This is a genomic window from Streptomyces sp. NPDC046977, assembly GCF_040644455.1.
GTDB lineage: Bacteria > Actinomycetota > Actinomycetes > Streptomycetales > Streptomycetaceae > Actinacidiphila.
In genome coordinates this window covers 91,264-113,753 of the sequence record NZ_JBEYWO010000026.1, presented here as the reverse complement: position 1 = coordinate 113,753, position 22,490 = coordinate 91,264, and the positions used below count along the sequence as shown (strand labels likewise).

At 73.1% G+C, this 22,490-nt stretch carries 24 protein-coding genes; 9 read left to right on the top strand and 15 right to left on the bottom strand.

The window, feature by feature from the left end:
- Window positions 1-47: 47 nt before the first annotated feature.
- Together ABZ883_RS32015 and ABZ883_RS32010 are read right to left on the bottom strand one after the other, a co-directional pair.
- Window positions 48-1,685 (bottom strand): cation acetate symporter, encoded by a 1,638-nt coding sequence (locus ABZ883_RS32015; RefSeq protein ID WP_360912380.1) that lies wholly within the window; start codon window positions 1,683-1,685, stop codon window positions 48-50.
- A complete protein-coding gene (locus ABZ883_RS32010) occupies window positions 1,682-2,005 on the bottom strand; it encodes a DUF485 domain-containing protein (RefSeq protein ID WP_360912453.1) in 324 nt (107 codons plus the stop codon). The genes ABZ883_RS32015 and ABZ883_RS32010 overlap by 4 nt, the downstream gene beginning before the upstream one ends.
- 348 nt (window positions 2,006-2,353) lie before the next feature.
- Between ABZ883_RS32010 and ABZ883_RS32005 the strand changes: the two genes are divergently transcribed.
- Window positions 2,354-3,892: a S8 family serine peptidase gene (locus tag ABZ883_RS32005; RefSeq protein WP_360912378.1), complete on the top strand. Its 1,539-nt coding sequence runs from the start codon at window positions 2,354-2,356 to the stop codon at window positions 3,890-3,892.
- Between the two features lie 40 nt (window positions 3,893-3,932).
- Here the strand turns inward: ABZ883_RS32005 and ABZ883_RS32000 are convergent, their stop codons facing one another.
- From ABZ883_RS32000 to ABZ883_RS31990, 3 genes are read right to left on the bottom strand one after another with little or no spacing between them, the layout of a single operon-like run.
- Window positions 3,933-4,976 carry a zinc-dependent alcohol dehydrogenase family protein gene (locus tag ABZ883_RS32000; RefSeq protein WP_360912376.1) on the bottom strand — a complete coding sequence of 348 codons (1,044 nt, stop codon included), beginning with the start codon at window positions 4,974-4,976 and terminating at the stop codon, window positions 3,933-3,935.
- Window positions 4,961-5,695 carry a lysoplasmalogenase gene (locus ABZ883_RS31995; RefSeq protein WP_360912374.1) on the bottom strand — a complete coding sequence of 245 codons (735 nt, stop codon included), beginning with the start codon at window positions 5,693-5,695 and terminating at the stop codon, window positions 4,961-4,963. The genes ABZ883_RS32000 and ABZ883_RS31995 overlap by 16 nt, the downstream gene beginning before the upstream one ends.
- On the bottom strand, window positions 5,692-6,540 hold the full coding sequence (locus ABZ883_RS31990; protein WP_360912372.1) for a sterol desaturase family protein: 849 nt from the start codon (window positions 6,538-6,540) through the stop codon (window positions 5,692-5,694). Before ABZ883_RS31990 ends, ABZ883_RS31995 begins: the two co-directional genes overlap by 4 nt.
- Window positions 6,541-6,858: 318 nt before the next feature.
- Between ABZ883_RS31990 and ABZ883_RS31985 the strand changes: the two genes are divergently transcribed.
- From ABZ883_RS31985 to ABZ883_RS31965, 5 genes are all read left to right on the top strand, one after another.
- Complete coding sequence (locus ABZ883_RS31985; RefSeq protein ID WP_360912369.1) at window positions 6,859-7,845, top strand: DEDDh family exonuclease; 987 nt, start codon at window positions 6,859-6,861, stop codon at window positions 7,843-7,845.
- Between the two features lie 90 nt (window positions 7,846-7,935).
- A complete protein-coding gene (locus ABZ883_RS31980) occupies window positions 7,936-8,190 on the top strand; it encodes a hypothetical protein (RefSeq protein ID WP_360912367.1) in 255 nt (84 codons plus the stop codon).
- Window positions 8,191-8,281: 91 nt separating this feature from the next.
- Complete coding sequence (locus tag ABZ883_RS31975; RefSeq protein ID WP_360912365.1) at window positions 8,282-9,163, top strand: SURF1 family protein; 882 nt, start codon at window positions 8,282-8,284, stop codon at window positions 9,161-9,163.
- Window positions 9,164-9,208: 45 nt separating this feature from the next.
- The gene (locus ABZ883_RS31970) at window positions 9,209-11,023 is read left to right on the top strand and encodes a glycoside hydrolase family 15 protein (RefSeq protein WP_360912363.1); all 1,815 of its coding nucleotides are present in this window, start codon (window positions 9,209-9,211) and stop codon (window positions 11,021-11,023) included.
- On the top strand, window positions 11,008-11,769 hold the full coding sequence (locus ABZ883_RS31965) for an SDR family oxidoreductase (RefSeq protein ID WP_360912362.1): 762 nt from the start codon (window positions 11,008-11,010) through the stop codon (window positions 11,767-11,769). Before ABZ883_RS31970 ends, ABZ883_RS31965 begins: the two co-directional genes overlap by 16 nt.
- 16 nt (window positions 11,770-11,785) lie before the next feature.
- Here the strand turns inward: ABZ883_RS31965 and ABZ883_RS31960 are convergent, their stop codons facing one another.
- Genes ABZ883_RS31960 through ABZ883_RS31940 form a run of 5 tightly spaced genes read right to left on the bottom strand, consistent with a single transcriptional unit; the run spans window position 11,786 to window position 14,061 of the window.
- Window positions 11,786-12,364, bottom strand: coding sequence for an alkaline shock response membrane anchor protein AmaP (locus tag ABZ883_RS31960; protein ID WP_360912359.1), 579 nt, complete (start codon window positions 12,362-12,364; stop codon window positions 11,786-11,788).
- On the bottom strand, window positions 12,361-12,954 hold the full coding sequence (locus tag ABZ883_RS31955; protein ID WP_360912357.1) for a DUF6286 domain-containing protein: 594 nt from the start codon (window positions 12,952-12,954) through the stop codon (window positions 12,361-12,363). The genes ABZ883_RS31960 and ABZ883_RS31955 overlap by 4 nt, the downstream gene beginning before the upstream one ends.
- A complete protein-coding gene (locus ABZ883_RS31950) occupies window positions 12,951-13,340 on the bottom strand; it encodes an Asp23/Gls24 family envelope stress response protein (RefSeq protein WP_360912355.1) in 390 nt (129 codons plus the stop codon). The genes ABZ883_RS31955 and ABZ883_RS31950 overlap by 4 nt, the downstream gene beginning before the upstream one ends.
- A gap of 9 nt (window positions 13,341-13,349) precedes the next feature.
- A complete protein-coding gene (locus tag ABZ883_RS31945; protein WP_319661257.1) occupies window positions 13,350-13,532 on the bottom strand; it encodes a hypothetical protein in 183 nt (60 codons plus the stop codon).
- Between the two features lie 40 nt (window positions 13,533-13,572).
- Entirely contained in the window at window positions 13,573-14,061 is a 489-nt protein-coding gene (locus ABZ883_RS31940) for an Asp23/Gls24 family envelope stress response protein (protein ID WP_360912352.1), read from the bottom strand.
- 158 nt (window positions 14,062-14,219) lie between these two features.
- Here ABZ883_RS31940 and ABZ883_RS31935 point away from each other — a divergent pair, with 158 nt between their 5' ends.
- Window positions 14,220-14,945 carry a nucleopolyhedrovirus P10 family protein gene (locus tag ABZ883_RS31935; protein ID WP_360912350.1) on the top strand — a complete coding sequence of 242 codons (726 nt, stop codon included), beginning with the start codon at window positions 14,220-14,222 and terminating at the stop codon, window positions 14,943-14,945.
- 12 nt (window positions 14,946-14,957) lie between these two features.
- Here ABZ883_RS31935 and ABZ883_RS31930 read toward each other — a convergent pair whose 3' ends face one another.
- The 3 genes from ABZ883_RS31930 to ABZ883_RS31920 form a co-directional block, all read right to left on the bottom strand.
- On the bottom strand, window positions 14,958-15,749 hold the full coding sequence (locus ABZ883_RS31930) for an enoyl-CoA hydratase/isomerase family protein (protein WP_360912348.1): 792 nt from the start codon (window positions 15,747-15,749) through the stop codon (window positions 14,958-14,960).
- Between the two features lie 130 nt (window positions 15,750-15,879).
- Window positions 15,880-16,101, bottom strand: coding sequence for a helix-turn-helix domain-containing protein (locus ABZ883_RS31925; RefSeq protein WP_018560612.1), 222 nt, complete (start codon window positions 16,099-16,101; stop codon window positions 15,880-15,882).
- A gap of 422 nt (window positions 16,102-16,523) precedes the next feature.
- Window positions 16,524-18,122 (bottom strand): ABC-F family ATP-binding cassette domain-containing protein, encoded by a 1,599-nt coding sequence (locus ABZ883_RS31920; protein WP_360912346.1) that lies wholly within the window; start codon window positions 18,120-18,122, stop codon window positions 16,524-16,526.
- A 242-nt stretch (window positions 18,123-18,364) separates the two neighbouring features.
- Between ABZ883_RS31920 and ABZ883_RS31915 the strand changes: the two genes are divergently transcribed.
- Window positions 18,365-19,261 (top strand): neutral zinc metallopeptidase, encoded by an 897-nt coding sequence (locus tag ABZ883_RS31915; RefSeq protein WP_360912343.1) that lies wholly within the window; start codon window positions 18,365-18,367, stop codon window positions 19,259-19,261.
- A 122-nt stretch (window positions 19,262-19,383) separates the two neighbouring features.
- The gene (locus ABZ883_RS31910; RefSeq protein ID WP_360912341.1) at window positions 19,384-19,800 is read left to right on the top strand and encodes a VOC family protein; all 417 of its coding nucleotides are present in this window, start codon (window positions 19,384-19,386) and stop codon (window positions 19,798-19,800) included.
- Window positions 19,801-19,818: 18 nt separating this feature from the next.
- On the opposite strand, the gene ABZ883_RS31905 is transcribed toward ABZ883_RS31910, so the two are convergent.
- Window positions 19,819-21,198 carry a hypothetical protein gene (locus tag ABZ883_RS31905; RefSeq protein ID WP_360912339.1) on the bottom strand — a complete coding sequence of 460 codons (1,380 nt, stop codon included), beginning with the start codon at window positions 21,196-21,198 and terminating at the stop codon, window positions 19,819-19,821.
- A gap of 125 nt (window positions 21,199-21,323) precedes the next feature.
- Entirely contained in the window at window positions 21,324-22,436 is a 1,113-nt protein-coding gene (locus tag ABZ883_RS31900) for an alpha/beta hydrolase (protein ID WP_360912337.1), read from the bottom strand.
- Window positions 22,437-22,490: the final 54 nt, after the last annotated feature.

The following is a 22,490-nucleotide window of genomic DNA, read 5'->3' as shown; positions in this document are numbered from 1 at the left end:
CGTTACTTCGCAGCCTACGGGACGGCACTGACGTTCAACAGTCTGTTTCAGTGCGCTCCGGCTCCGGTGAGGGAGCGGACCTCGAGCTCCGCGTACTTGCTGTCGGCGTCGGGTTCGGGCTTGGACAGGAGCGTGCCCAGGATGCCGAACAGGAAACCGACGGGGATGGAGACGATGCCCGGGTTCTCCAGCGGGAACCAGTGGAAGTCCTCACCGGGGAACATCGCGGTCGCCTTGCCGGACACGACCGGCGAGAAGACCACCAGGACCACGGAGGTGATCAGGCCGCCGTAGATGCTCCACAGCGCGCCACTGGTGTTGAAGCGCTTCCAGAACAGGCTGTAGAGCAGCGTCGGCAGGTTCGCGGAGGCCGCCACGGCGAAGGCCAGGGCCACCAGGAAGGCGATGTTGAGCTTGCCCGCGAAGATGCCGAGCAGGATGGCGACGGCCCCGATGGCGACCGCCGCGATCTTGGCCGCGGCGACCTCCTCCTTCTCGCTCGCCGTCCCCTTGCGGATGACGTTGGCGTACAGGTCGTGCGCGAAGGAGGACGAGGAGGCGAGGGTGAGCCCCGCGACCACGGCCAGGATGGTGGCGAAGGCGACCGCCGAGATCACCGCGAGGAGGATGGCGCCGCCCGTGGAGCCGGCGCCGCCGCCGATCTCCTGGGCCAGCAGGGGGGCCGCGGTGTTGCCCGCCGCGTTGGAGGTCGTGATGGTCTCCGGGGTGAGCAGGGCGGCGGCACCGAAGCCCAGCGCGATGGTCATCAGGTAGAAGCAGCCGATGATGCCGATCGCCCAGTTCACCGACGTACGGGCGGCCCGGGCCGTGGGGACGGTGTAGAAGCGGATCAGGATGTGCGGCAGTCCGGCGGTGCCGAGCACGAGGGCCAGGCCCAGCGAGATGAAGTCGATCTTCGAGGTCGCGGTGACGCCGTACTTCAGGCCGGGCTCCAGGAAGGCCGAGCCCTTTCCGCTCTTCTCCGCCGCCGCCCCGAGCAGCGTGGACAGGTTCCAGTGGAACTTGGTGAAGACCAGGATGGTGATCAGCAGGGTGCCGCCGATGAGCAGCACCGCCTTGACCATCTGCACCCAGGTGGTGCCCTTCATGCCGCCGATCGTCACGTACAGCACCATGACGACGCCGACGAGGACGACGATCAGCCGCCGCGGGCCCTCACCGGTGATGCCGAGCAGCAGCGCCACCAGGGCGCCGGCGCCGACCATCTGCGCCAGCAGGTAGAAGATGCTGACAACGATGGTCGAGATGCCCGCGGCGGTGCGCACGGGGCGCTGGCGGAGCCGGAAGGCCAGGGCGTCGGCCATGGTGAACCGGCCGGAGTTGCGCAGCGGTTCGGCGACCAGCAGCAGCGCCACCAGCCAGGCGACGAGGAAGCCGATCGAGTACAGGAAGCCGTCGTAGCCGACGAGGGCTATGGAGCCCGCGATGCCGAGGAACGAGGCGGCCGACATGTAGTCGCCGGAGATGGCGAGGCCGTTCTGGAAGCCGCTGAAGGAGCGGCCGCCGGCGTAGAAGTCGGTGGCGTCCTTGGTCTGGCGTCCGGCCCAGACGGTGATGCCGAGGGTCGCCACGACGAACACCGAGAAGAGGCTGATGATCAGCGTCCGGTGGTCGCCGGCCCCGGCCGCGAGGACCTGGGCTGCCATGGTGTGCGGCGCGGTCATGCGGAGGCCTCCGTGCTCTCGGTCTCACCGGTGTCCTGGGCGCTCTCCATGCGTGCCTTGATGGCGTCGGAGTGCGGGTCGAGCTTGGCGTTCGCGTGGCGGGAGTACCACACGGCGATGCCGAAGGTGGTGGCGAACTGGGCGAGCCCGAAGACGAGGGCGACGTTGATGTGGCCCACCACCTTGGTGTCCATGAAGCCGCCCGCGTAGTTCGACAGCAGGACGTACAGCAGGTACCAGGTGATGAACGCGATGGTGAGCGGGAACGCGAACGAGCGGTGGGAGCGGCGCAGTTGGGCGAACTCCGCGCTCGCCTGCACCTCGGCGTACGAGGCCGCTGACGGCGGACCGGAGGTAGCCGACTGTCGTGCGGAATCCACGATGCCTCCTGGGGGGGGGGGGACGGAGCTGGGCAGGCACGAGCACGCGACGCGAGCCGGACGTGAGCTACGTCACGCAAAGATCGGACCCGCGCATGGTAAAGGCGTGACCATGGGGTTCGACAGGGGGCGGTGGTTGAAAATTGTCAGGTCCTTACCAACCGGAATCCGAGCTTTCCTCGCATACGCATTGAAGGGGCGCTCGGGGCGGCGCTAGGTTCCCTCGTCATGTACCCGTCCGGCGGCAACCACGCCGCGGTGACGGCCAGTCGGACGATTGGAGATCCCATGGCTCCCCTGCCAGGACGGCGCCGCGCCCTCGCGATACCCATCGGCATGGTGCTGGCAGGTGCTCTCGCGTTCCTGCCGAACGCCGCCTCGGCGGCCGCCGCCGGCACGGCCCCGGGCAACGGCACCGCCGCCGCCGCCGACGGCCCGGTGCTGTCGTACGTGGTCAACACCACCCGGACCAACAGCGGGACCATCAAGGACGTCCAGCAGGCGGTGGACCGCAACGGCGGTGACATCGTCGCGACGTACAAGAAGATCGGCGTGATCGTCGTCCACTCGGCGAACCCCTCCTTCGCCGCCGCCATGCGCACGGTGCGCGGCGTGGAGTCGGCGGGCGCCACCCGCACCGCCGCGCTGTCCACCGCCTCCACGACCGAACTGGGCGCCCCGGAACGGATCACGGCGGCCGAGGCCGCCGCGGCCAGGTCCAAGGCGGGCCCCGCGCAGGAGCCGCTGGAGGCCGACCAGTGGGACCTGGCGGCCATCGGCGCCGACAAGGCGGCCCGGATCGACCCCGGCGACCGGCACGTCACCGTCGCCGTCATCGACACCGGCGTCGACGACACCCACCCCGACCTGGCGGCCAACTTCTCGGCCAAGCAGTCCGCCAACTGCGTGGGCGGCGTGGCCGACACCAGCCCCGGCGCCTGGCGCCCGTACAGCGCCGACGCCTACCACGGCACCCACGTGGCGGGCGAGATCGCGGCCGCGCGCAACGGCATCGGCGTCGCCGGTGTGGCCCCGGGCGTACGGGTCGCCTCCATCAAGGTGGCCGACCCCGTCACCCAGCTCTTCTACCCCGAGAGCGTGGTCTGCGCCTTCGTCTTCGCCGCCGAGAACAGCGTCGAGATCACCAACAACAGCTACTACGTCGACCCGTGGCTCTACAACTGCCTCGACGACCCCGACCAGCGCGCCATCGTCGACGCCGTCGAACGCGCCGCGCGGTACTCCGAGGACAAGGGCGTGCTGAACATCGCCTCGGCGGGCAACTCCAACCACGACCTCGACTCCACCGCGATCGTGGACACCACCAGCCCCGACGACTCCACCCCGGTCACCCGGACCGTCGACCCCCACGTCTGCTGGGACATCCCGACCCAGCTGCCGGGCGTCGTCACCGTCTCCGCGACCGGTGTGCGCGACCTGAAGTCGTACTACTCCAGTTACGGCCTCGGGGTGGTCGACGTCGCCGCCCCTGGCGGTGACCGCTTCCAGGTGCCGGGCACCCCGTCCGCGAACGGCCGCATCCTGTCGACGCTGCCGGGCAACACCTACGGCTGGCTCCAGGGCACGTCGATGGCCTCGCCGCACGTGGCGGGCGTCGCCGCGCTCCTGAAGAGCACCCACCGGCACGCCTCACCGGAGGAGTTGCAGGAGATGCTCAAGGCGCAGGCCGACAACCCCGGTTGCCCGACAGGGCTGTACGACCCCGACGGCAACGGCGTGCAGGACGCCACCTGCACCGGCGGGCCGGACGTCAACAGCTTCTACGGCCACGGCATCGTGGACGCGCTGGACGCCGTCACCGGCTGACGGCGGGGACACGGGCGCACAAGGCGCCGGCGCACCGCTCTCAGACCCTCACCAGGGTCTTGAGGGCGGTGCGCTCGTCCATCGCCTTGTAGCCGCCGGGGACACCGTCCAGACCGACCGTCAGGTCGAACACGGCGGACGGGTCGACGGTGCCGTCCAGCACGTCCGGCAGCAGCTCGGGGATGTAGGTGCGCACAGGGGCGACGCCGCCGTGCAGGGCGATGTTGCGGTCGAACATGTCGCTCAGGTCCAGGCCGGTGCCACTGCCGTGGGGGACGCCGACGTAGCCGATGGCGCCGCCGTCGCGCGTGACGGCGACCGCGGTGCGCATGGACTGCTCGGTGCCGACGGCCTCGATCACCGCGTGGGCGCCCTGGCCGCCGGTCAGTTCGCGGACCGCGGCGACGGCCGCCTCGCCGCGCTCGGCCACCACGTCGGTGGCCCCGAAGGAGCGGGCGATGGCGGTGCGCGCCTCGTGCCGGCCGAGGGCGATGATGCGCTCGGCGCCGAGCCGCCGCGCGGCCAGCACCCCGCACAGGCCCACCGCCCCGTCACCGACGACCGCGACGGTGGAGCCGGGCCGGACCCCCGCGCCGACCGCGGCGTGGTGACCGGTGCCCAGCACGTCGGAGAGGGTCAGCAGGGCGGTCAGCAGCCGCTCGTCGGACAGCGCCTCGGCGGGCAGCCGCACCAAGGTGGCGTCCGCGAACGGCACACGTACGGCCTCGCCCTGGCCACCGTCGGAGCCGACCTCGCCCCAGAAGCCGCCCTCGGTGCACGAGGTGGTGAGGCCGTCCGCGCAGTACGCGCAGACGCCGTCGGACCAGACGAACGGGGCGACGACCAGGTCGCCGCGCTTCAAACCCGACACCTCGGAACCGGTCTCCTCCACCACGCCGAGGAACTCGTGCCCGATGCGCTGCCCCGGCTGCCGCGACGCGACGCCGCGGTAGGCCCACAGGTCGCTGCCGCAGATGCAGGCCAGCACCACGCGCACAACGGCGTCCGTGGGCTGCCGGACGACCGGGTCGGGCACCTCCTCCACGCGGATGTCGTGGGGGGCGTGGATCACGGTGGCGCGCATACGGAAGCCGTCCTGGCTGTGCGGAGGGGTGGGAACGTACCACCGTACAGTCCGGCCGCGAGGAGGAACTGCGCCGCGAGGTACGTGAGCATGATCCAGAATCCGGCGGCGGGCGGCTGCGGCAGCCCGGCCAGCCGGGTCGCGATGAGGGTGTCCGAGAGCAGGAACAGCCCGCCGCCGGCCGCCGCGGCCGGGGTGCCGAGTGCCGCGCCGCCGGCCGCGACCGCCGTCAGCAGCAGGCTGTAGAGGGCGACCGGGACCCGCAGGGCGGAGGGCAGACCGGGCCACAGCACGGTGATCGCGGCAAGCCACACCAGGGTGTACCCGGCCGCCGCCCACCGTGTCCGGGTGGGGACGGAGAACGCCCCGCGCCGCGCGAGAAGTGTGAGATAGCAGACGTGGCCGGCCGCGAAGCAGCCCATGCCGGCAAGGAACGCCGTGTCCCCGCCGAACTGCAGGAGCACGTCGCCGGCCCAGCCCAGCAGCAGCGCAGCCATCAGCACGCGGGGGCCGCCCCGCAGCGCCGCCCAGGCCGCCAGCGCGGGCATCAGCAGCGCCTTGGTGACGTCCTCCACGACGCCCGCCCCCTGTGACGGCAACGCCGTCGCCACCAGGTGCACGGCGGAGACGGCGGCGAACACCACGAGGGCCGCGCGGGCGGCACAAGGTGCACGACGGGAGGACTCCCCCGCCGGCACGGCTCCCTGGTGCGCGCTCACGCCGCCGGACCCTCGGGCCGGGGCGACCAGCCGGGGCCGCGCAGCAGGTGGCCGGCCCGGTCGCGCCAGGTGCGCGCGGCGGCGACGTCGCGGGCGATGGCGGCGTACTCGTGGGTGGCCACGCGCAGCGGGTTGAAGGTGGCGATGTTCTTCGTCAGTCCGTACACCGGCCGTTCGGCCTCGGCGGCGAAGGACCCGAAGAGCCGGTCCCAGAGGATCAGGATGCCGCCGAAGTTGCGGTCGAGGTAGCCGCCCTGCGAGGCGTGGTGGACCCGGTGGTGGGAGGGCGTGTTGAAGACGGCCTCGACGGGGCGCGGCAGCTTCCCGACGCGCTCGGTGTGGATGCCGAACTGGTAGACGAGATTGAGGGAGGAGCAGAAGGCGAGGGCCGCCGGATGCACACCGCAGGCGATCAGCGGGAGGTAGAACGGCCAGGACGTCAGACTCGTCCACGGCTGGCGCAGCGCGGTGGAGAGGTTGAACTTCCGGCTGGAGTGGTGGATGACGTGGCACGCCCACAGGAGGCGGATCACGTGGTGCCCGCGGTGCTGCCAGTAGTAGAAGAAGTCCTGCGCCAGGAGCATCAGCGGAATCGTCCACCAGGTGACGGGCACGCGGAGCGGGGTCAGGGCGTACACCCCGGTGTAGATCGCGACGATCGGGAACTTCCACAGGAAGTCGAAGAGCAGACTGCCGAGTCCCATCGACAGACTGGTCGCGGTGTCCCTGGCGCCGTACCCGGCGGAGTCCTCGTCCGGGTGGATCCGGTAGCTGATCACCTCCAGGACGGTGAGCAGCACGAATGCGGGTATCGACCACATCACGGCATCGGGCAGTTGCGGCATGGCGGAACCATAGGGCCGCCCGGCGCCCGGCGAACAGACGTCGTTACCCATCAGTATTTTCCCGGGGTGGGCCGCGCTCCGGGCAGCAGCGCCGCGCGAGCGGCGCCGGCCGGGCCCAACAGGCCTGCTGGGTAAGGGGATCGTGCGGCGCTGGGCATGCCCGCCGATGACGAACTGACGGCCCGTCAGCCAAGCGCGGACCCGTGTCCCGCACCCGCACCGGGGACCCGTGTCCGGTCCGTCCAGGCGGCATTGACCGGGGCGGAGCCGGACGGGGCCGGTCCGGAGTGTCGGTGGCCGCCCGTATTGTGTTCCACCATGCACGTGTCCCAGCTTCCGCAGCCACCGTGGCCCGAGGCCTACCCCGACGGGTACGCCGTCGTGGACGTCGAGACCACCGGGCTCGGCCGCGACGACCGGATAGTCTCCGCCGCCGTCTACCGGCTGGACGCGCGCGGCGAGGTGCAGGACCACTGGTACTCCCCGGTCAACCCGCAGCGGGACCCGGGCCCGGTGTGGATCCACGGCCTCACCTCCGACATGCTCGCCGACGCGCCCCTGTTCGGCGAGATCGCGGAGGAACTGGCGGCCCGGCTGGCGGGGCGCGTCCTCGTCGCCCACAACGCGGTCTTCGACTGGTCGATGCTGTCCAGGGAGTTCGCCCGCGCCCGGACGGTCGCGCCGGTGGAGCACCGGCTGTGCACCATTGTGCTGTCCAAGGAGCTGGGCCTGCCGCTGCCCAACCACAAACTGGGGTCGCTGGCCGCGCACTACGGCGTCGTGCAGCAGCGGGCCCACCACGCCCTGGACGACGCCCGCGTCCTGGCCGAGGTCTTCCGCCCCAGCCTCCACCAGGCGGCGGCCGGGGGCCTGCGGCTGCCGCTGCACGCCTGCCGCCCGCTCACGGAGTGGATCGACACCGCCACCGAACCGCGGTCGGTGGCCGCCGGTTACCGCTCGACGTACCGGCCCATGAGCTGGCGGCCCAACCGGAAGCGGCCCGCCTGCCCCTACCCCAATCCCGGGCGGCTGGAGCCGGGCGGCCCGCTGGTCCAGGGGATGCGGGTCGCCTTTTCGGGGGACACGAACGTCGACCGCGAACTGCTGGAGGACCGGGCGACCGAGGCCGGACTGCACGTGGCGTCCGGCGTCAGCCGGCTCACCAGCCTGCTGGTCACCAACGACCCGGGCTCCCTCACCGGCAAGACCGTGCGCGCCCGCCAGCTGGGCACCCCCGTCATCGACGAGCGGCGCTTCGCCGAACTCCTCAAGGACGTCGCGCCGGCACCCGACGTGCACGGCTGAGGCGGCCCGCGGCAGCCGTTCGGGTGGTGCCGGGCCGACGCACCCGCCCCCGGATTGCCGCGCCCACGCCCCACCCGCACGCTGGGCCTCATGGCCCGATGTGAAGTCTGCGGCAACGACTACGTCATGAGCTTCGAGGTGCACGCCCAGGGGGCCGTGCACGTCTTCGACAGCTTCGAGTGCGCCATCCACCGGATGGCCCCCATCTGCGAGCACTGCCGGGTCCGGATCGTCGGCCACGGCGTCGAGGTGGACGGCCACTGGTACTGCGGCGGGCACTGCGCCAAGGCCGAGGGCCGTACCGGCATCGTCGACCGCGTCGGGTCCGCGGCGTCCGGGAAATGAACGGCGGCGGGGCGGGCCGCCGCCGGGCGGTGACGCCGCGGCGTCCGACCCCTGCCGAAAGCGCCCCGCGACCGAGTTGTACGGTCATGGGGTGTACCGCTTCCTGTTGTCCCGCCAGTGGGTGATCCTCACCCTCGTCGGACTGCTGATGATGCCCACCATGGTGCGGCTCGGCTTCTGGCAGTTGCACCGGCACGAGCGCCGGGTGGCGAACAACCACCTGATCTCGGACAACCTCAAGGCGGCCCCCCTGCCCGTGGAGTCGCTGACCGGCCCGGGAACGGTCGTCCCGAAGAAGGACATCTACCGGACGGTCACCGCGACCGGCCGCTACGACACCGCCCACGAGGTCGTCGCCCGGCAGCGCACGGCCGCCGACGGGGACAGCATCGGGTACCACGTCATCACCCCCCTGGTCATGGCAGACGGCCGCGCGGTGCTGGTCAACCGGGGCTGGATCGCGGCCGGCGGCAACCTCACGAAGTTCCCGAAGGTCCCGGCAGCGCCCTCCGGTGAGGTCACCGTCACCGGACGGCTGCGCCCCGACGAGACCACCGGCGCGACCGGGATCAGGAACAAGGGCGGCCTCCCCGACCGCATGATCATGCTGATCAACAGCGGGCTGGTCGCCAAGGACCTGCCGGCCGGCGAGGAGCCGGTCGGCGGCTACATGGAGCTGTCCGCCACCTCGCCGAAGCCCACCGGGCACCAGCCGGAGCTGATCCCCGAACCGGACCACAGCAGCATCGGCATGCACATGGGCTACGCCATCCAGTGGTGGCTGTTCACCGCCATGGTGCCGGTCGGCTGGGTCATCCTGGTGCGCCGGGAGCGCAAGGAGCGGCTCGCGGCGGCACAGGCCGCCCAAGCGGCCGCGGCAGGCCCCGGGGAGGGCCCGGACGGCGACTCCGCCGGCGGCCCCGCGGACGGGGAGTCGCCCGGCCAGGCCGTCGCTGCGGTCGCGGCCCCGTAGGCCGCGGGGCACCCTCTAAGGGGGGCCGAGCGCGGAGGCGGCACCGTGGCGGGATCCATCGAGAACTACGCGGTCATCGGCGACCTGCAGACGGTCGCCCTGGTCGGCAGGAACGGCTCCGTCGACTGGCTCTGCCTGCCCCGCTTCGACTCCGGCGCGTGCTTCGCCGCGCTCCTCGGCGGTCACGACAACGGCAACTGGCGCATCGCCCCCGCGTCCGCGTCCTCCGACGAGCCCTGCACACGCCGCGCCTACCGGGGCGACACCCTGGTGCTGGAAAGCGTCTGGGAGACCCCTTCCGGCACCGTCAAGGTGATCGACTTCATGCCGCAGCGGGACCGCGCGCCCGATGTGATCCGCATCGTCGAGGGTGTGTCCGGCAGCGTCCCCATGAGCAGTGAGCTGCGGCTGCGCTTCGACTACGGGCACGTCGTGCCCTGGATGCGCCGCAGTGAGGGGCACCGGATCGCCATCGCCGGTCCCGACTCGGTGTGGCTGCGCAGCGAGCCGCTGGTCCGCATGTACGGCAAGGACTTCACGACCCACGCGGACTTCTCCGTCGCCAAGGGCGAGCGGGTCGCCTTCACCCTCACCTGGCACCCCTCGCACGAACGCCGGCCCCGGGCGATCGATCCCCACGAGGCGCTGCGGCAGAGCGTGCGGGACTGGGAGACCTGGTCGGCCCAGTGCCGTTACGACGGCCCCTGGCGGGACGCCGTACTGCGCTCGCTGATCACCCTCAAGGCACTGACCTACGCGCCCAGCGGCGGCATCGTCGCGGCGGCCACCACCTCGCTGCCCGAGGAGATCCGGGGCGTGCGCAACTGGGACTACCGCTTCTGCTGGCTGCGCGACGCGACGCTGACCCTCAATGTGCTGGTCGCCACCGGCTACCTCAAGGAGGCGTACCGCTGGCGGGACTGGCTGCTGCGGGCGGTCGCCGGTGACCCCGCGGACCTGCAGATCATGTACGGGATCGCGGGCGAGCGGCGGCTGCCCGAGCAGGAGCTGGGATGGCTGGACGGCTACGAGGCGTCGCTGCCGGTCCGCGTCGGCAACGCCGCCGCGACGCAGTTGCAACTGGACGTCTACGGAGAGGTCCTGGACTCGCTCTTCCTCGCCCGCACCCGCGGCATGCAGGACGAGCCGCACGCCTGGGCGGTCCAGCACTCGCTGATGGACTTCCTGGAGTCGGCCTGGCGCCGGCCCGACGAGGGCCTGTGGGAGGTGCGGGGCGAGCGGCAGCACTTTGTGCACTCCAAGGTGATGGCGTGGGTGGCCGCCGACCGTGCGGTCCGCACGCTGGAGGCCCGGCCGCACCTGTCCGGCGACGCGACGGCCTGGCGGGCGATGCGCGACGAGGTGCACCGCGAGGTGTGCCGCAAGGGCTTCGACAAGGAGCGCAACACCTTCACGCAGTACTACGGCTCCCGGGAGCTGGACGCGGCAACGCTGCTCATCCCGCAGGTCGGTTTCCTCCCGGTGACCGACCGCCGCGTGATCGGCACCGTCGAGGCGGTACGCAGGGAGCTGGACCACGGCGGCTTCGTGCGCCGCTACACCCTGGAGGACAGCAGCGTGGACGGCCTGCCCGGCGGTGAGGGCGCCTTCCTGGCCTGCTCGTTCTGGCTCGCGGACGCCCTGCACCGCACGGGCCGCCGCGACGAGGCCCGCGAGCTCTTCGAGCGGCTGCTGGGCCTGTGCAACGACGTGGGCCTGCTCGCGGAGGAGTGGGACCCGGTGGAACGGCGCCAACTGGGTAACTTCCCCCAGGCGTTCAGCCACATCGGGCTCGTCAATACGGCACTCACGCTGTCCGGCACGGAAGGGGCACGGCAACCGTCATGGACCTCGGGCTGAGGGATCGGGTGTACATCGTCACCGGCGCCAGCCGCGGGCTGGGCCTCGCGGCCGCTCGCGAACTGGTCGCCGACGGCGCGAAGGTGGTCGTGAGCGGGCGCGGCGAGAAGGCGGTGGCCGGCGCCGTCGCGGAACTGGGCGGTTCCGCGAGCGCCGTCGGGGTCGTCGCCGACAACGCCGACCCCCGGACGCCGGAGCTGCTGATCATGGCCGCGCGACGGGACTTCGGGCGGCTGGACGGGATGCTGATCAGCGTCGGCGGGCCGCCTGCGGGCACCGCGGACGTCATCGGCGACGACCAGTGGCGCGCGGCGTTCGAGTCGGTCTACCTGGGCGCGGTGCGGCTGGCGCGCGCGGCGGCGGAGGAACTGGGCGAGGGCGGGGTGATCGGCTTCGTGCTCTCCGGGTCCGTGCACGAGCCGATCCCGGGCCTGGCGGTCTCCAACGGCCTGCGGCCGGGCCTCGCGGGTCACGCCAAGGACCTCGCCAACCGGCTGGGACCGCGCGGCATCCGCGTCGTGGGGCTGCTCCCCGCCCGTATCGACACCGACCGGGTCCGCGAACTCGACGCCCTCACCGGCGACGCCGAGGCCGCCCGCGCCCGCCTCAGCGAGCGCATCGCCCTGCGCCGCTACGGCACCCCCGAGGAGTTCGGCCGCACGGCCGCGTTCCTGATGTCGCCCGCCGCTTCGTACCTGACCGGGCTGATGGTGCCGGTCGACGGGGGCGCGCGCGGCGAGTACTGAGCGCCGCCCCGGCCCGTCAGGTGACCCGGGTGGCGCGGTGGCTGACGGCGCGCAGCCGCGCCTCGGCGGGGAGCGCGGGCAGTCCGGCCGAGGTGCACGCCCGGCGCAGGACCGCACCGTCGAGTTCGGCCAGCACGGTGCCGGGGACGGCGTGCGGGGCGAGGGCGAGCAGCAGCCTGGCCGTGGGGGCGGTGGGGGTCCCGGCGAGGGTGGCGGCGGCGTGGTCGACGCCCGGCAGTTCGGCCGCGTCCGCGGCGATGACCTCCTCCAGGGCGCGGCCGCGCAGGACCGTCCCGCCCCCGTCGTCGGCGTCCACGGTGAACCGGCGCAGCCGTCGCTCGCGCGGCTGCGCCAGCAGCCACCACAGGGCGCCGAGCACGATCAGGGCCAGGGCCGTCAGGACGGCCGGCCACCACCAGGAGGCGCCGGTGTACCGGGTCCGGTCGCCGGGGGCGAGCAGGACGTCGCGGGGCCCCGTCCAGGGCCGGTCCAGCAGGCCGGTCCCGGCGCACAGCACAAAGGCTCCGCCGAGGAGCAGCGCCAGGCCGACAAGGGCGAGCAGGACGCGATTGACCGTGGAGCGCACCGCGCTCACCCCGTTTCCATGCGGCGTACGTCCAGTGACAGCGCGAGCGGGCGGTACAGCCCCAGCTCGTCGAGGGCCGCGGCGAGGGCCGCCTCCAGGTCGGCCCGCACCTCCGCGGTCTCCCGGAAGGCCACTTCGGCCCGGACGGCGGCCGCCCCGCGGGTCACGGAGACCTGCGCGAAGCGCACTCCCGGCACCTCCACCGCACGGTCCCGCAGGGCGAGTTCGGCCGCGTGCCGGTCGAGTCCCGCCCGGACGCCCGCCGTTCCCGGGCGCATCGGCAGCACGTCGCGCATCCCGGGCGTCGCGGCGAGCACGACCAGCCACAGCCCGAGGAGGACGGCGGCGGAGCCGGCGGCGAGGATCCACGGGTCACCGACGGGCCGGGCGGCGAGGTCGTCCGCGAGCCAGGTGCGCCAGGCCATGGCGGAGCGTCCGGCGCGCACCGCGGCGACGTCGTAGAGCAGCACACCGGCGACGGCCAGCACCAGGAACGCGGTGACGGCGGCGGGCAGGCGGCGCGGGGACCAGAAGCGCCGTACGCGGGGGGACGCCGCTACGACCGCCTCGGGCTCCCGCGTCCGAACGGGGTCGCTCATCGCACCCTCCCCTCCTCGGCCGCGTGCGAGGCCTGCGAGTGCAGGCGTTCCACCTCCACGACCACCCCTTGCACCACGATCCCGGTCAACTCCTCCACCCGTTCGGCGACATGACGCCGTACCGCGCGGCTCACCGCGGCGATGTCGACGGGGTAGCCGAGTTCGACGGACACCCGCACATGCATCCGGTCGCGGTGGACGGTGACGCTCGCCCGGGGGAACGCGCCGCGCGGCACGTGCTCCTGTCCGGGCGCGCCCTTGAGCGCCTCACGGGCGGCCTGTGCGGCGATCTTCGCCGGGACGCGGTCGGCGATCCGCAACGAGCCGCGTTCGGCGGGGGCGAGGAGCGGAACGGCGGACGTCCGCTCCGGCTCCGCGATGCTCATCGGGCCGCCTCACCGCCGCCGGTCGCGGGTACGGAAGAACTCGCCGGGCTCCAGGTCGCCGTCGAAGTACCGGCCGACCAGGAACCCGACGGCGCCGAGCGCCGCCACCAGCAGGAAGGCGGCGAACCCGCCGAAGTACCCGGCGAAGCCGAGCGCCATCCCGACGATCAGTCCGATCAGGGCCATGCTCATGGTCCGCTCCCTGTCCTGCGGCCGTTGTCCGGCGCCGATGTCACTGGACCCGCTGCTCCTGGTCGTCGTCGTCCGTGTCGTCGGGCAGTTTGACGTCCCCCACGGCGATGTTGACCTCGACGACCTCCAGGCCGGTCATCCGCTCGACGGCGACGATCACGTTCTCCCGCACGGCGTGGGCGACCGACACAATGGATACGCCGTAGTCGACGACGATGTCGAGGTCGAGCGCGGCCTGCACCTCGCCGACCTCCGCGCGCACGCCGCGGGTGCCGGACTTGCCGACGGGCACCCGGTCGCGCACCGCGCCGAAGCCGCGCGGAATGCCGGCACCGAGGGCGTGCACACCCTCCACGTCGCGGGCCGCGAGCCCGGCGATCTTCTCCACCACCCCGTCGGCGATCGTGGTCCGGCCGCGGGTCGCGGGGTCGCCGAGGGGCGCCCTGCGGCCGGTCGCCGAAGCGCCCGGGCTGGTGCCCTTCTCCAGGGTCCGGCCCCTGCCCTCGCCCTGTTGCACGGTCTCGGTCATCCCACCTCGTCCCTTCGACCTTCCGATGGCGGGAGCGGTTCGGGCTGCTCCGTGCACCACACTATGTGGGCATGCCCCGTCACGCCGTGAGGATGCGGCGACCGGGCGAGGACGACGCGCACGGGCGCACGTCCCGGGGTGGAGGGAGGCGAGGGCCGATGACCGCGGACCGGCTGGCGCGGGCGGTGCGCCGGCAACTCGGGCTCGGCCGGGTGCTGCCGCTGGGGGACGCCGGGGACACGCTGTGGGTCACCGAGAGCGCGGCGACGGCGGTGCTGCGCCCAGCCGCCGCGCGGGTGCCGGGGGTACGGCTCGGACGGCTGCGCATCGGTGCCGCCGGACCGGAGCAAGCGGCCGCGCCCGCACCGGAGTCGGCGCCCCCGGGCGCACTGGCCCGGCTGCCGCTGCGGATCGAGGCCGCGTTCGAGGCCACACCGGACGTGCCCCTGCCGTACTCGGCGCGGCGGTTGCGCGATGCGCTGTGGGAGGCCGCGGAGCACGGCGTCGGGCTGGAGCCCGCGGCGGTCGACCTGACCGTCACGGGGCTGCTGGACACCGATCGGCCTCAACCGGCCGGGCAGGACGCGGCGTCGGGGGCCGTCCCCCTTGCCGGGCCCGACGACACGACGGCCGACGACGCGGCCCCGGGGGACATCACCGCGCGGGCGGCGGCCGCCGCGGTGCCGGGGGTCGCCCGGCTCACCGCGCGGCTGGGCGGGCACGACCACCCCGCCCGGGTGCAGATCGCGGTCGGCGCGGGGCACCGCGCACGTGACGTGGCGCGTGCGGTCGCCGCGGCGGTGACGGCCGTGACGGGGGACGTCACCACCGTCGTGGTCACCGACATCGCCCCCGGCGGTGGAGTGCCGGGGGCGCGCCGGTGATGGGTCGGTCCGCTACTCCCCGACGCCCGCGAGGTCGCGCAGCCGGCGTCCCTGCGCGGCGCGTTCGGCGGTGCGCTGCTCCTCGTACGTGCGGCCGGAGGCCTCGCGGAGCAGCGCCTTGGTCTCGATCACGGCGTCGCGGGGCGATGCCAGCAGTGCGGCGGTGAGGTCCTGGACGGTGGCGTCGAGCGCGTCGGCCGCGACGGCGATGTTGGCCAGGCCGGTGCGCACGGCCTCCTCGGCGTGGACGAAGCGACCGGTGGCGCAGATCTCCAGGGCCCGTGCGTAGCCGACGAGTTCGGTCAGCGGCTTGGTGCCGGCCAGGTCGGGGACCAGGCCCAGAGCGGTCTCACGCATGGCGAACTGCACGTCGTCGGCGACGACGCGCAGATCGCATGCGAGAGCCAACTGGAAGCCGGCACCGATCGCGTGTCCCTGGACGACGGCGATCGTGACGATGTCATTGCGCCGCCACCAGGTGAACGCCGACTGGTACGCGGCGATCGTGGCATCGAGTTCGCCCTCGGACGCACGGGCGAGATCGATGAACGACGGCTCACCGTCGAATCCCTCGGGCGTGAAGGCCTGCCGGTCGAGTCCGGCGGAGAAGGACACACCCTCCGCGCGGAGCACGACCACCCGCACACTGCCGGGCAGAAGCCGGCCCGCTTCCTCCAGCGCCCGCCACAACGCGGGCGACTGGGCGTTCCGCTTGGCCGGATTGCACAAGGTCACGGCGGCGACACTGTCGTCCGCCGTGAGCCGTACACCGTCACGCTCAAGCAGCACTGCGGGGTCGGACATCGGGCACCTCCGAGCGATCGGCAGACTTGATTACCGAAGAGTAACCACCCGGTCGGTCACTTCCGCGACCGGGTGGCCCTGTCATGTCTCCGGGACCACTGCATATCGCCGTGCCAGGCGCCGACTCCCGTCAGGCCGTGGAAACCTTCTTGCCCCGTGTGGCTCCGCCGCGACCACGCAGGGTCACGCCGGACTCACTGAGCATGCGGTGGACGAAGCCATAGGAGCGGCCGGTTTCCTCGGCCAGTGCTCGGATGCTTGCCCCGCCGTCGTACTTCTTCTTGAGGTCTGCCGCGAGCTTCTCGCGCGCGGCGCCGGTCACCCGGCTGCCCTTCTTCAGAGTCTCGGCCACCCGTGCCTCCTCTAGGGAAGTGCGCTCTGTGACTCTCATGATCACCCCTAGGAGGCTTCCTGGCCACCCATTCGGCAAGGTCCGTGCAACAACATTGGGAGCCTTGTTGACGTGGGAGCCGGGCGCCGCGAGAGGCGAAATCGGGCATTCCGCCGCGCGGTCCGCGCGGCCCTCCCGAACCCGCCCGAGAAAGGGCAGGTCATCAAGGTCGGTAAGGAGTTCCCCCATGTGACGCGGCTGATCGGCGCCGCTGTTCGACGGATCGCACGTGGGCGCGCCGGAGTACGAGCCGGTCTCACACAGATGAAGGATCACCCGTCGGCCGAATGATCCAGCGGATTGATCCACACGGATGATCGGCCGCGGGCCGGCTGTCCCCCGGACAGCTCCCCCGACGGCTCCCCCGGGCCGCCGGCGGCGGGTCAGGCGAGGGACACGAGGTCCACGTAGTCCTTGCCCCACAGGTCCTCGACGCCGTCGGGCAGCAGGATGATCCGCTCCGGCTGGAGCGCCTCCACCGCGCCCTCGTCGTGGGTGACGAGCACGACGGCGCCGGTGAAGGTGCGCAGCGCGCCGAGGATCTCCTCGCGGCTGGCCGGGTCGAGGTTGTTGGTGGGCTCGTCGAGCAGCAGCACATTGGCGCTGGAGACGACGAGGGTGGCGAGCGCGAGACGGGTCTTCTCGCCGCCGGACAGGACGCCCGCGGGCTTGTCGGCGTCGTCGCCGGAGAAGAGGAACGAGCCGAGGATCTTGCGGACGGCGACCAGGTCCATGTCGGGCGCCGCGGAGCGCATGTTCTCCAGCACGGTGCGGTCCGGGTCCAGGGTCTCGTGCTCCTGGGCGTAGTAACCGAGCTTCAGGCCGTGGCCCGCGACGACCTCGCCGGTGTCGGGCTGCTCGGCACCCGCCAGCAGCCGCAGCAAGGTGGTCTTGCCCGCGCCGTTGAGGCCGAGGATGACGACCCGCGAGCCGCGGTCGATGGCCAGGTCGACGTCGGTGAAGATCTCCAGGGAGCCGTACGACTTCGACAGGCCGCTGGCCGTGAGCGGGGTCTTGCCGCAGGGCGCGGGGTCCGGGAACCGCAGCTTGGCGACCTTGTCGGACTGCCGCACCGCCTCCAGGCCGGACAGCAGCTTGTCGGCGCGGCGCGCCATGTTCTGGGCCGCGACGGTCTTGGTCGCCTTGGCGCGCATCTTGTCGGCCTGGGCGTTGAGGGTCGCCGCCTTCTTCTCGGCGTTGGCGCGCTCGCGCTTGCGGCGCTTCTCGTCGGCCTCGCGCTGGGTGAGGTACTGCTTCCAGCCCATGTTGTAGACGTCGATCTGGGAGCGGTTGGCGTCCAGGTAGAAGACCTTGTTGACGACCGTCTCGACCAGGTTGATGTCGTGGGAGATGACGACGAAGCCGCCGCGGTAGGTCTTCAGGAAGTCCCGCAGCCACAGGATCGAGTCGGCGTCCAGGTGGTTGGTCGGCTCGTCCAGCAGCAGGGTGTCGGCGTCCGAGAAGAGGATGCGGGCCAGCTCCACGCGGCGCCGCTGGCCGCCGGAGAGGGTGTGCAGCGGCTGGGCGAGCACCCGGTCGGGCAGGCTCAGGGCGGCGGCGATGGTGGCGGCCTCGGCCTCGGCGGCGTAACCGCCCTTGGTGAGGAACTCGGTCTCCAGGCGCGCGTACTTCTTCATCGCGTTGTCACGGGTGGCGCCCTTGCCGCTGGCCATCCGCTCCTCGTTCTCCCGCATCTTGCGCAGGACGGTGTCCAGGCCGCGGGCGGACAGGATCCGGTCGCGGGCGAGGACGTCGAGGTCACCGGTGCGCGGGTCCTGCGGCAGGTAGCCGACCTCACCGGCGCGGGTGACCGTGCCGCCTGCGGGCATGCCCTCGCCGGCGAGCACCTTGGTGAGGGTGGTCTTCCCGGCGCCGTTGCGGCCGACCAGGCCGACGCGGTCGCCGCGGGCGATGCGGAAGGAGGCGGACTCGATGAGGACGCGGGCTCCGGCGCGCAGCTCGATGCCTGAGGCAGTGATCACGGGAAGGGCTCCTGGGCGTGGCGGACGGCTGTCTGAGTGCCGCGCCAGCGCGTCGTGGGTGGTGGATGGCGGGCGACGTGCGGGCGGAGGGTCGCGGTCGGCGACGGCCGTCTAATGCGCTTGGAGTACTGCCATGCGTCCAGTCTACCGGGGGCACCGCGGTGTCCCGGCAAACGGTTTTCGGCCACCGGGGCCGGACGGCACCCCTGCGCGGCACGGGGGCGCGGCGGACAATGAGGGGCATGCAGTTCGACGACGACGCACCGCTCGACCCCTCCGAGGTCGAGGACCAACGAGGTGGCGGCTCGTCCGGCGGCGGGCGGGGCCGGATGGTGGGCGGCGGCATCGCGGGGCTGATCGTGGTCGTCGTGGGGCTGATCTTCGGCATCAGCCCGGACCAGCTGGGGCTCTCCGACGACCCGCCGGCCCGCGCGCCGGGGGCCACCTCGGGGCCGAACCTGGCCGCGGGCTGCCGGACGGGGGCGGACGCCAACACCCGGCAGGACTGCCGCATGGTCGCCGTGATCAACAACGTGCAGGACTACTGGACGGCGGAGTTCCGGCGCCGGGGCGCGGTGTACCGGCCCGCGCCGACGGTCTTCTTCGACCAGCCGGTCCGCACGGGCTGCGGTGTCGCCGACCCCTCGTCGGGCCCCTTCTACTGCCCCGAGGACGGCAAGGTCTACCTGGACCTGGACTTCTTCGCCACGCTCAGCCGCCGCTTCGGGGCCGAGGGCGGACCCTTCGCCGAGAGCTACGTGGTCGCCCACGAGTACGGGCACCATGTGCAGGACCTGGCGGGCACGCTCGCGTCGACGCAGGACCGCCGCACGGGTGCGAACAGCAACTCGGTGCGGGTGGAGCTCCAGGCGGACTGCTACGCGGGGGTGTGGGCGCACCACGCCACCACCACGCGCGACGCGACCACCGGCAGCGCGCTGATCACGGGGCTGACCGACACCGACATCCGGCAGGGCCTGGACGCGGCCGCGGCGGTCGGGGACGACGCGATCCAGTCCCGGGTGCAGGGCCGGGTCGACCCGGACTCGTGGACGCACGGCTCCTCGGCGCAGCGGCAGCAGTGGTTCGGCGCGGGGCTGCGCTCGGGGGACCTGAAGGACTGCGACACCTTCCGCTGACCGGCCGTCGCGGGGCGGACCCGGGGGCGTCGCCCGCACGAGGGCCGTTGTCGTACCCCCCTGCCACACTGAGATCCACGTCACACCGGCGGGACATGTTCCGGAAGGGGAAGGTGATCGTCATGGCAGGCAACGGAGCCGCGCCCACGATCTGCCCGACGCTGCGCTACAAGGACGCGAGGGCCGCCATCGCCTTCCTCCACGACGCCTTCGGCTTCACGGAGGTGGCCGTGCACGAAAGCGGGGACGGCACCGTGCAGCACGCCGAACTCGCCTACGGCAACGGCCTGGTGATGCTGGGGAGCGCGCAGTCGGGCAGCGCGTTCGCCCGGGCCGCCGGGGACCTCGGCCCGGTCTCGGTGTACGTGGTGGTCGCCGATGCCGACGCCCATCACGCGCGGGCGGTCGCCGCGGGCGCGGAGATCGTGCTGCCGCTCACCGACCAGGACTACGGGTCGCGTGACTACACCGCCCGCGACCCCGAGGGCAATCTCTGGTCCTTCGGCACCTACGCGCCGCGGATACCGGCCCGGGGGTGACCGGGCCGGCGCCCGGGCTCACTCCCCGCCGGTGTGCACCTGGAAGGCGGCCCGGCGCATCGCCTTGGCGAGCGCGGGGTCCGGGTGGGCGGCGGCGAGGGCGACGAGCACCTGGACGGTGCGCGGGTGCCCGGCGACCCGGAGGTCGTCGAGCAGGCGGGACACCGAGCCCTGGAGGGCGGCGTCGAGGTGGCCCACCAGCAGATGGCTCTCGCCGTGGTCGGCGACGGCCGCCGCGGTGTCCACCCACAGCCAGGTGGCCTCCTCACGGGTGAGCAGGGCGGCGACGTCCTCGGGGTCGGCGCCCTCGTGCTCGGCGAGCCACATGAGGGCGTAGGGACGCAGCCCCGGCTCGTCCACGACGTGCCGCACGGCCGGCTCGGCGGGACCGCCGACGACGCGCAGCGCCTCGAAGGCGAGCCCGCGCAGCAGGGCGTCGTCGCCGCGCGCGACGTCCAGGAACTCGGTGACCGCCTGGGCGACCGGGCGGGCGGCGAGCCACGCCTTGTACTCGTCGCGGGCCGCGCCCGGGGCCATGCCGATGCACGCCTTGAGCATCTCCTCGGCGGAGTGCTCGAAGTGCCCGGCCGGGCCCTGTGCGGCGACGCAGATCTGCTCCAGCTTGACCCACACCGCCCAGCTGCCGAGCGGGGTGATGGTCACCTCGCCGGGGCGGGCAGGGTCGCGGGGCTCCAGGGCGCCGACGCGGGCCAGCGCGTCGAGCATCCAGTCCAGGAGCGGGGGCAGGTCGTCGCGGCCGCCGCCGGCCGGGGGCTCGTGGCGCTCCGCGCGCAGCTCGTCGACGCGCTGGCGCAGCAGGTCGAGCAGGGCCGCCACGGCGACCGGCCCGGAGGAGAGGTGCAGGAGCGAGAGCAACTGCGGAGCGGCCTCGACGACTTCGGCGACCAGCGCGGGGTCCGCGCCGGCGCACGCCGGATCGAGCGCCGCGGGGTGCGCCAGCGACCAGGCGTCGAAGAGCGCGACCCAGCCGCGCAGCACGGCGGTGTCGTCGCGGTCCCAGGCGCGCAGCCGCCAACCGGGGCGGGCGGCACCGCCCTTGTGGAGTTCGATGAGGCCGGCGAGCCGGGCCCGGTCCCACGCGGCACGGACCTGATGGGTCGTCAGGGTCAGTGCGGCGACGGCCCGCAGGACATCGGCGTCCCGCAGTATCCCGGCCGTGCCGGGGGCGGCACCGGCGGCGGGGTCGGCCCAGTGGGCCAGACGAACCGCGTCGGCGAGTTCGGCACGCGCCCTCCTCGCCAGCTCCGGCAGCGCCGGGATGCCCTCCGGCGGCCGCGGCGGCCGGTTTCTGCGCGTCACGGCGACACGGTGCGCGGCGGCCAGGGGCCTGCGCGGAACGAGACGCAGCGGAGTGTCTCGCGGGATACGGGACGTCACGGGAGCAGTCTTGCGGGTGAGCACCCGGAAACCCAAACGAGCGTCCCCCTCCACCACCCGGAGGCGTGCGAATTGCCGGGGTATATCTGCATTTATTCAGCCGCACGGGCGAGAAAAAGAGCAGGCTAGAGGAGGGGTGTCAGGAAGCGGCGGACGGCTTCCTCGTAGGGTTGCGGGTTTGCGTTCCACATCGCCGCGTGCGAGGCGTCGTCGACCGGGTACAGCATGACCAGATCCGGCCGGAGACGGGCCAGTTCGCGGGACGGGCCCCAGGGCGCGAGGGTGTCGCCGGGGCCGTGGAAGATGAGCGTCGGCACGCCGAGCCGGCCGGGCGCGGCGGCCTCGGCGATGCGTTCCGCGTGCAGTCCCGTACGTCCCTCGGCGGCGCGCACACCGAGCGGCAGCAGGACGCGCGGCGCGCCCCGGGCGGCCGCGGCGGCGCGCACCGTGCACTGCCAGTCCAGCACCGGGGAGTCCAGCACCATCCCGGCCACCAGGGCCCGCAGCGGGGAGTCGCAGGCCGCCCGGAGCGCCATCGTGGCGCCGGCGGACCAGCCGTAGAGCACCAGGCGGCGCGCGCCGTGCCGGACCGCGTAGCGCATGGCGGCGTCCAGGTCACGCCATTCGGAGTCGCCGAGGTGCCCGATCCCGTCGGGGGAGCGCGGCGCCCCCCGGTCGTTGCGGTAGGCAAGGACCAGCGAGGGCAGCCGCAGCGCGTGCAGCGTGGGCAGCACGACCATGGTGTGCTCGCGCGTGGTGCCGAGACCGTGCACCAGGAGGACCCAGGTGTCGCGGGCGCCGTCGACGAACCACGCGGGCAGCGGGCCGAGTTCGCCGGGGATCTCGATGTCCCGGTAGGCCAGGCCGAGCGCCGAGGCGGGATCGCCGTCGTACACCTGCGGGGTGAGCCGGACCCGCTGCCCGGCCGTCAGGGCGCCCTGCCCGACGCGCAGCAGGCGCCGGGTCACCGAGCCGGGGGCGGTGGACAGCACGTCGCCGACGGCGGCGTGCACGTCGCGGCCGGTGATCCCGTACATGCCGGGCCGGGTGGCGCCGAGGGTCCTGCTGAGGGTGACCTCGCGGTCGGTCGCCGCGTGCACGGTCAGCGACTCCGGGTCGGGACCGTCGGTGCGCGGCTTCAGGGCAAGCTCCGACACATGCCGTCCGGCCGCCACCGCGGCCGCACCGGCACCGAACGCTGTCGTGGCGGCCAGGGCCGCGGCGGTCGTGAGGCGCATCCGTTCCAGTGTCGGGGCGGGCGCGCGGGGCGGCCAGTGCTGGGCGCCGTCCGG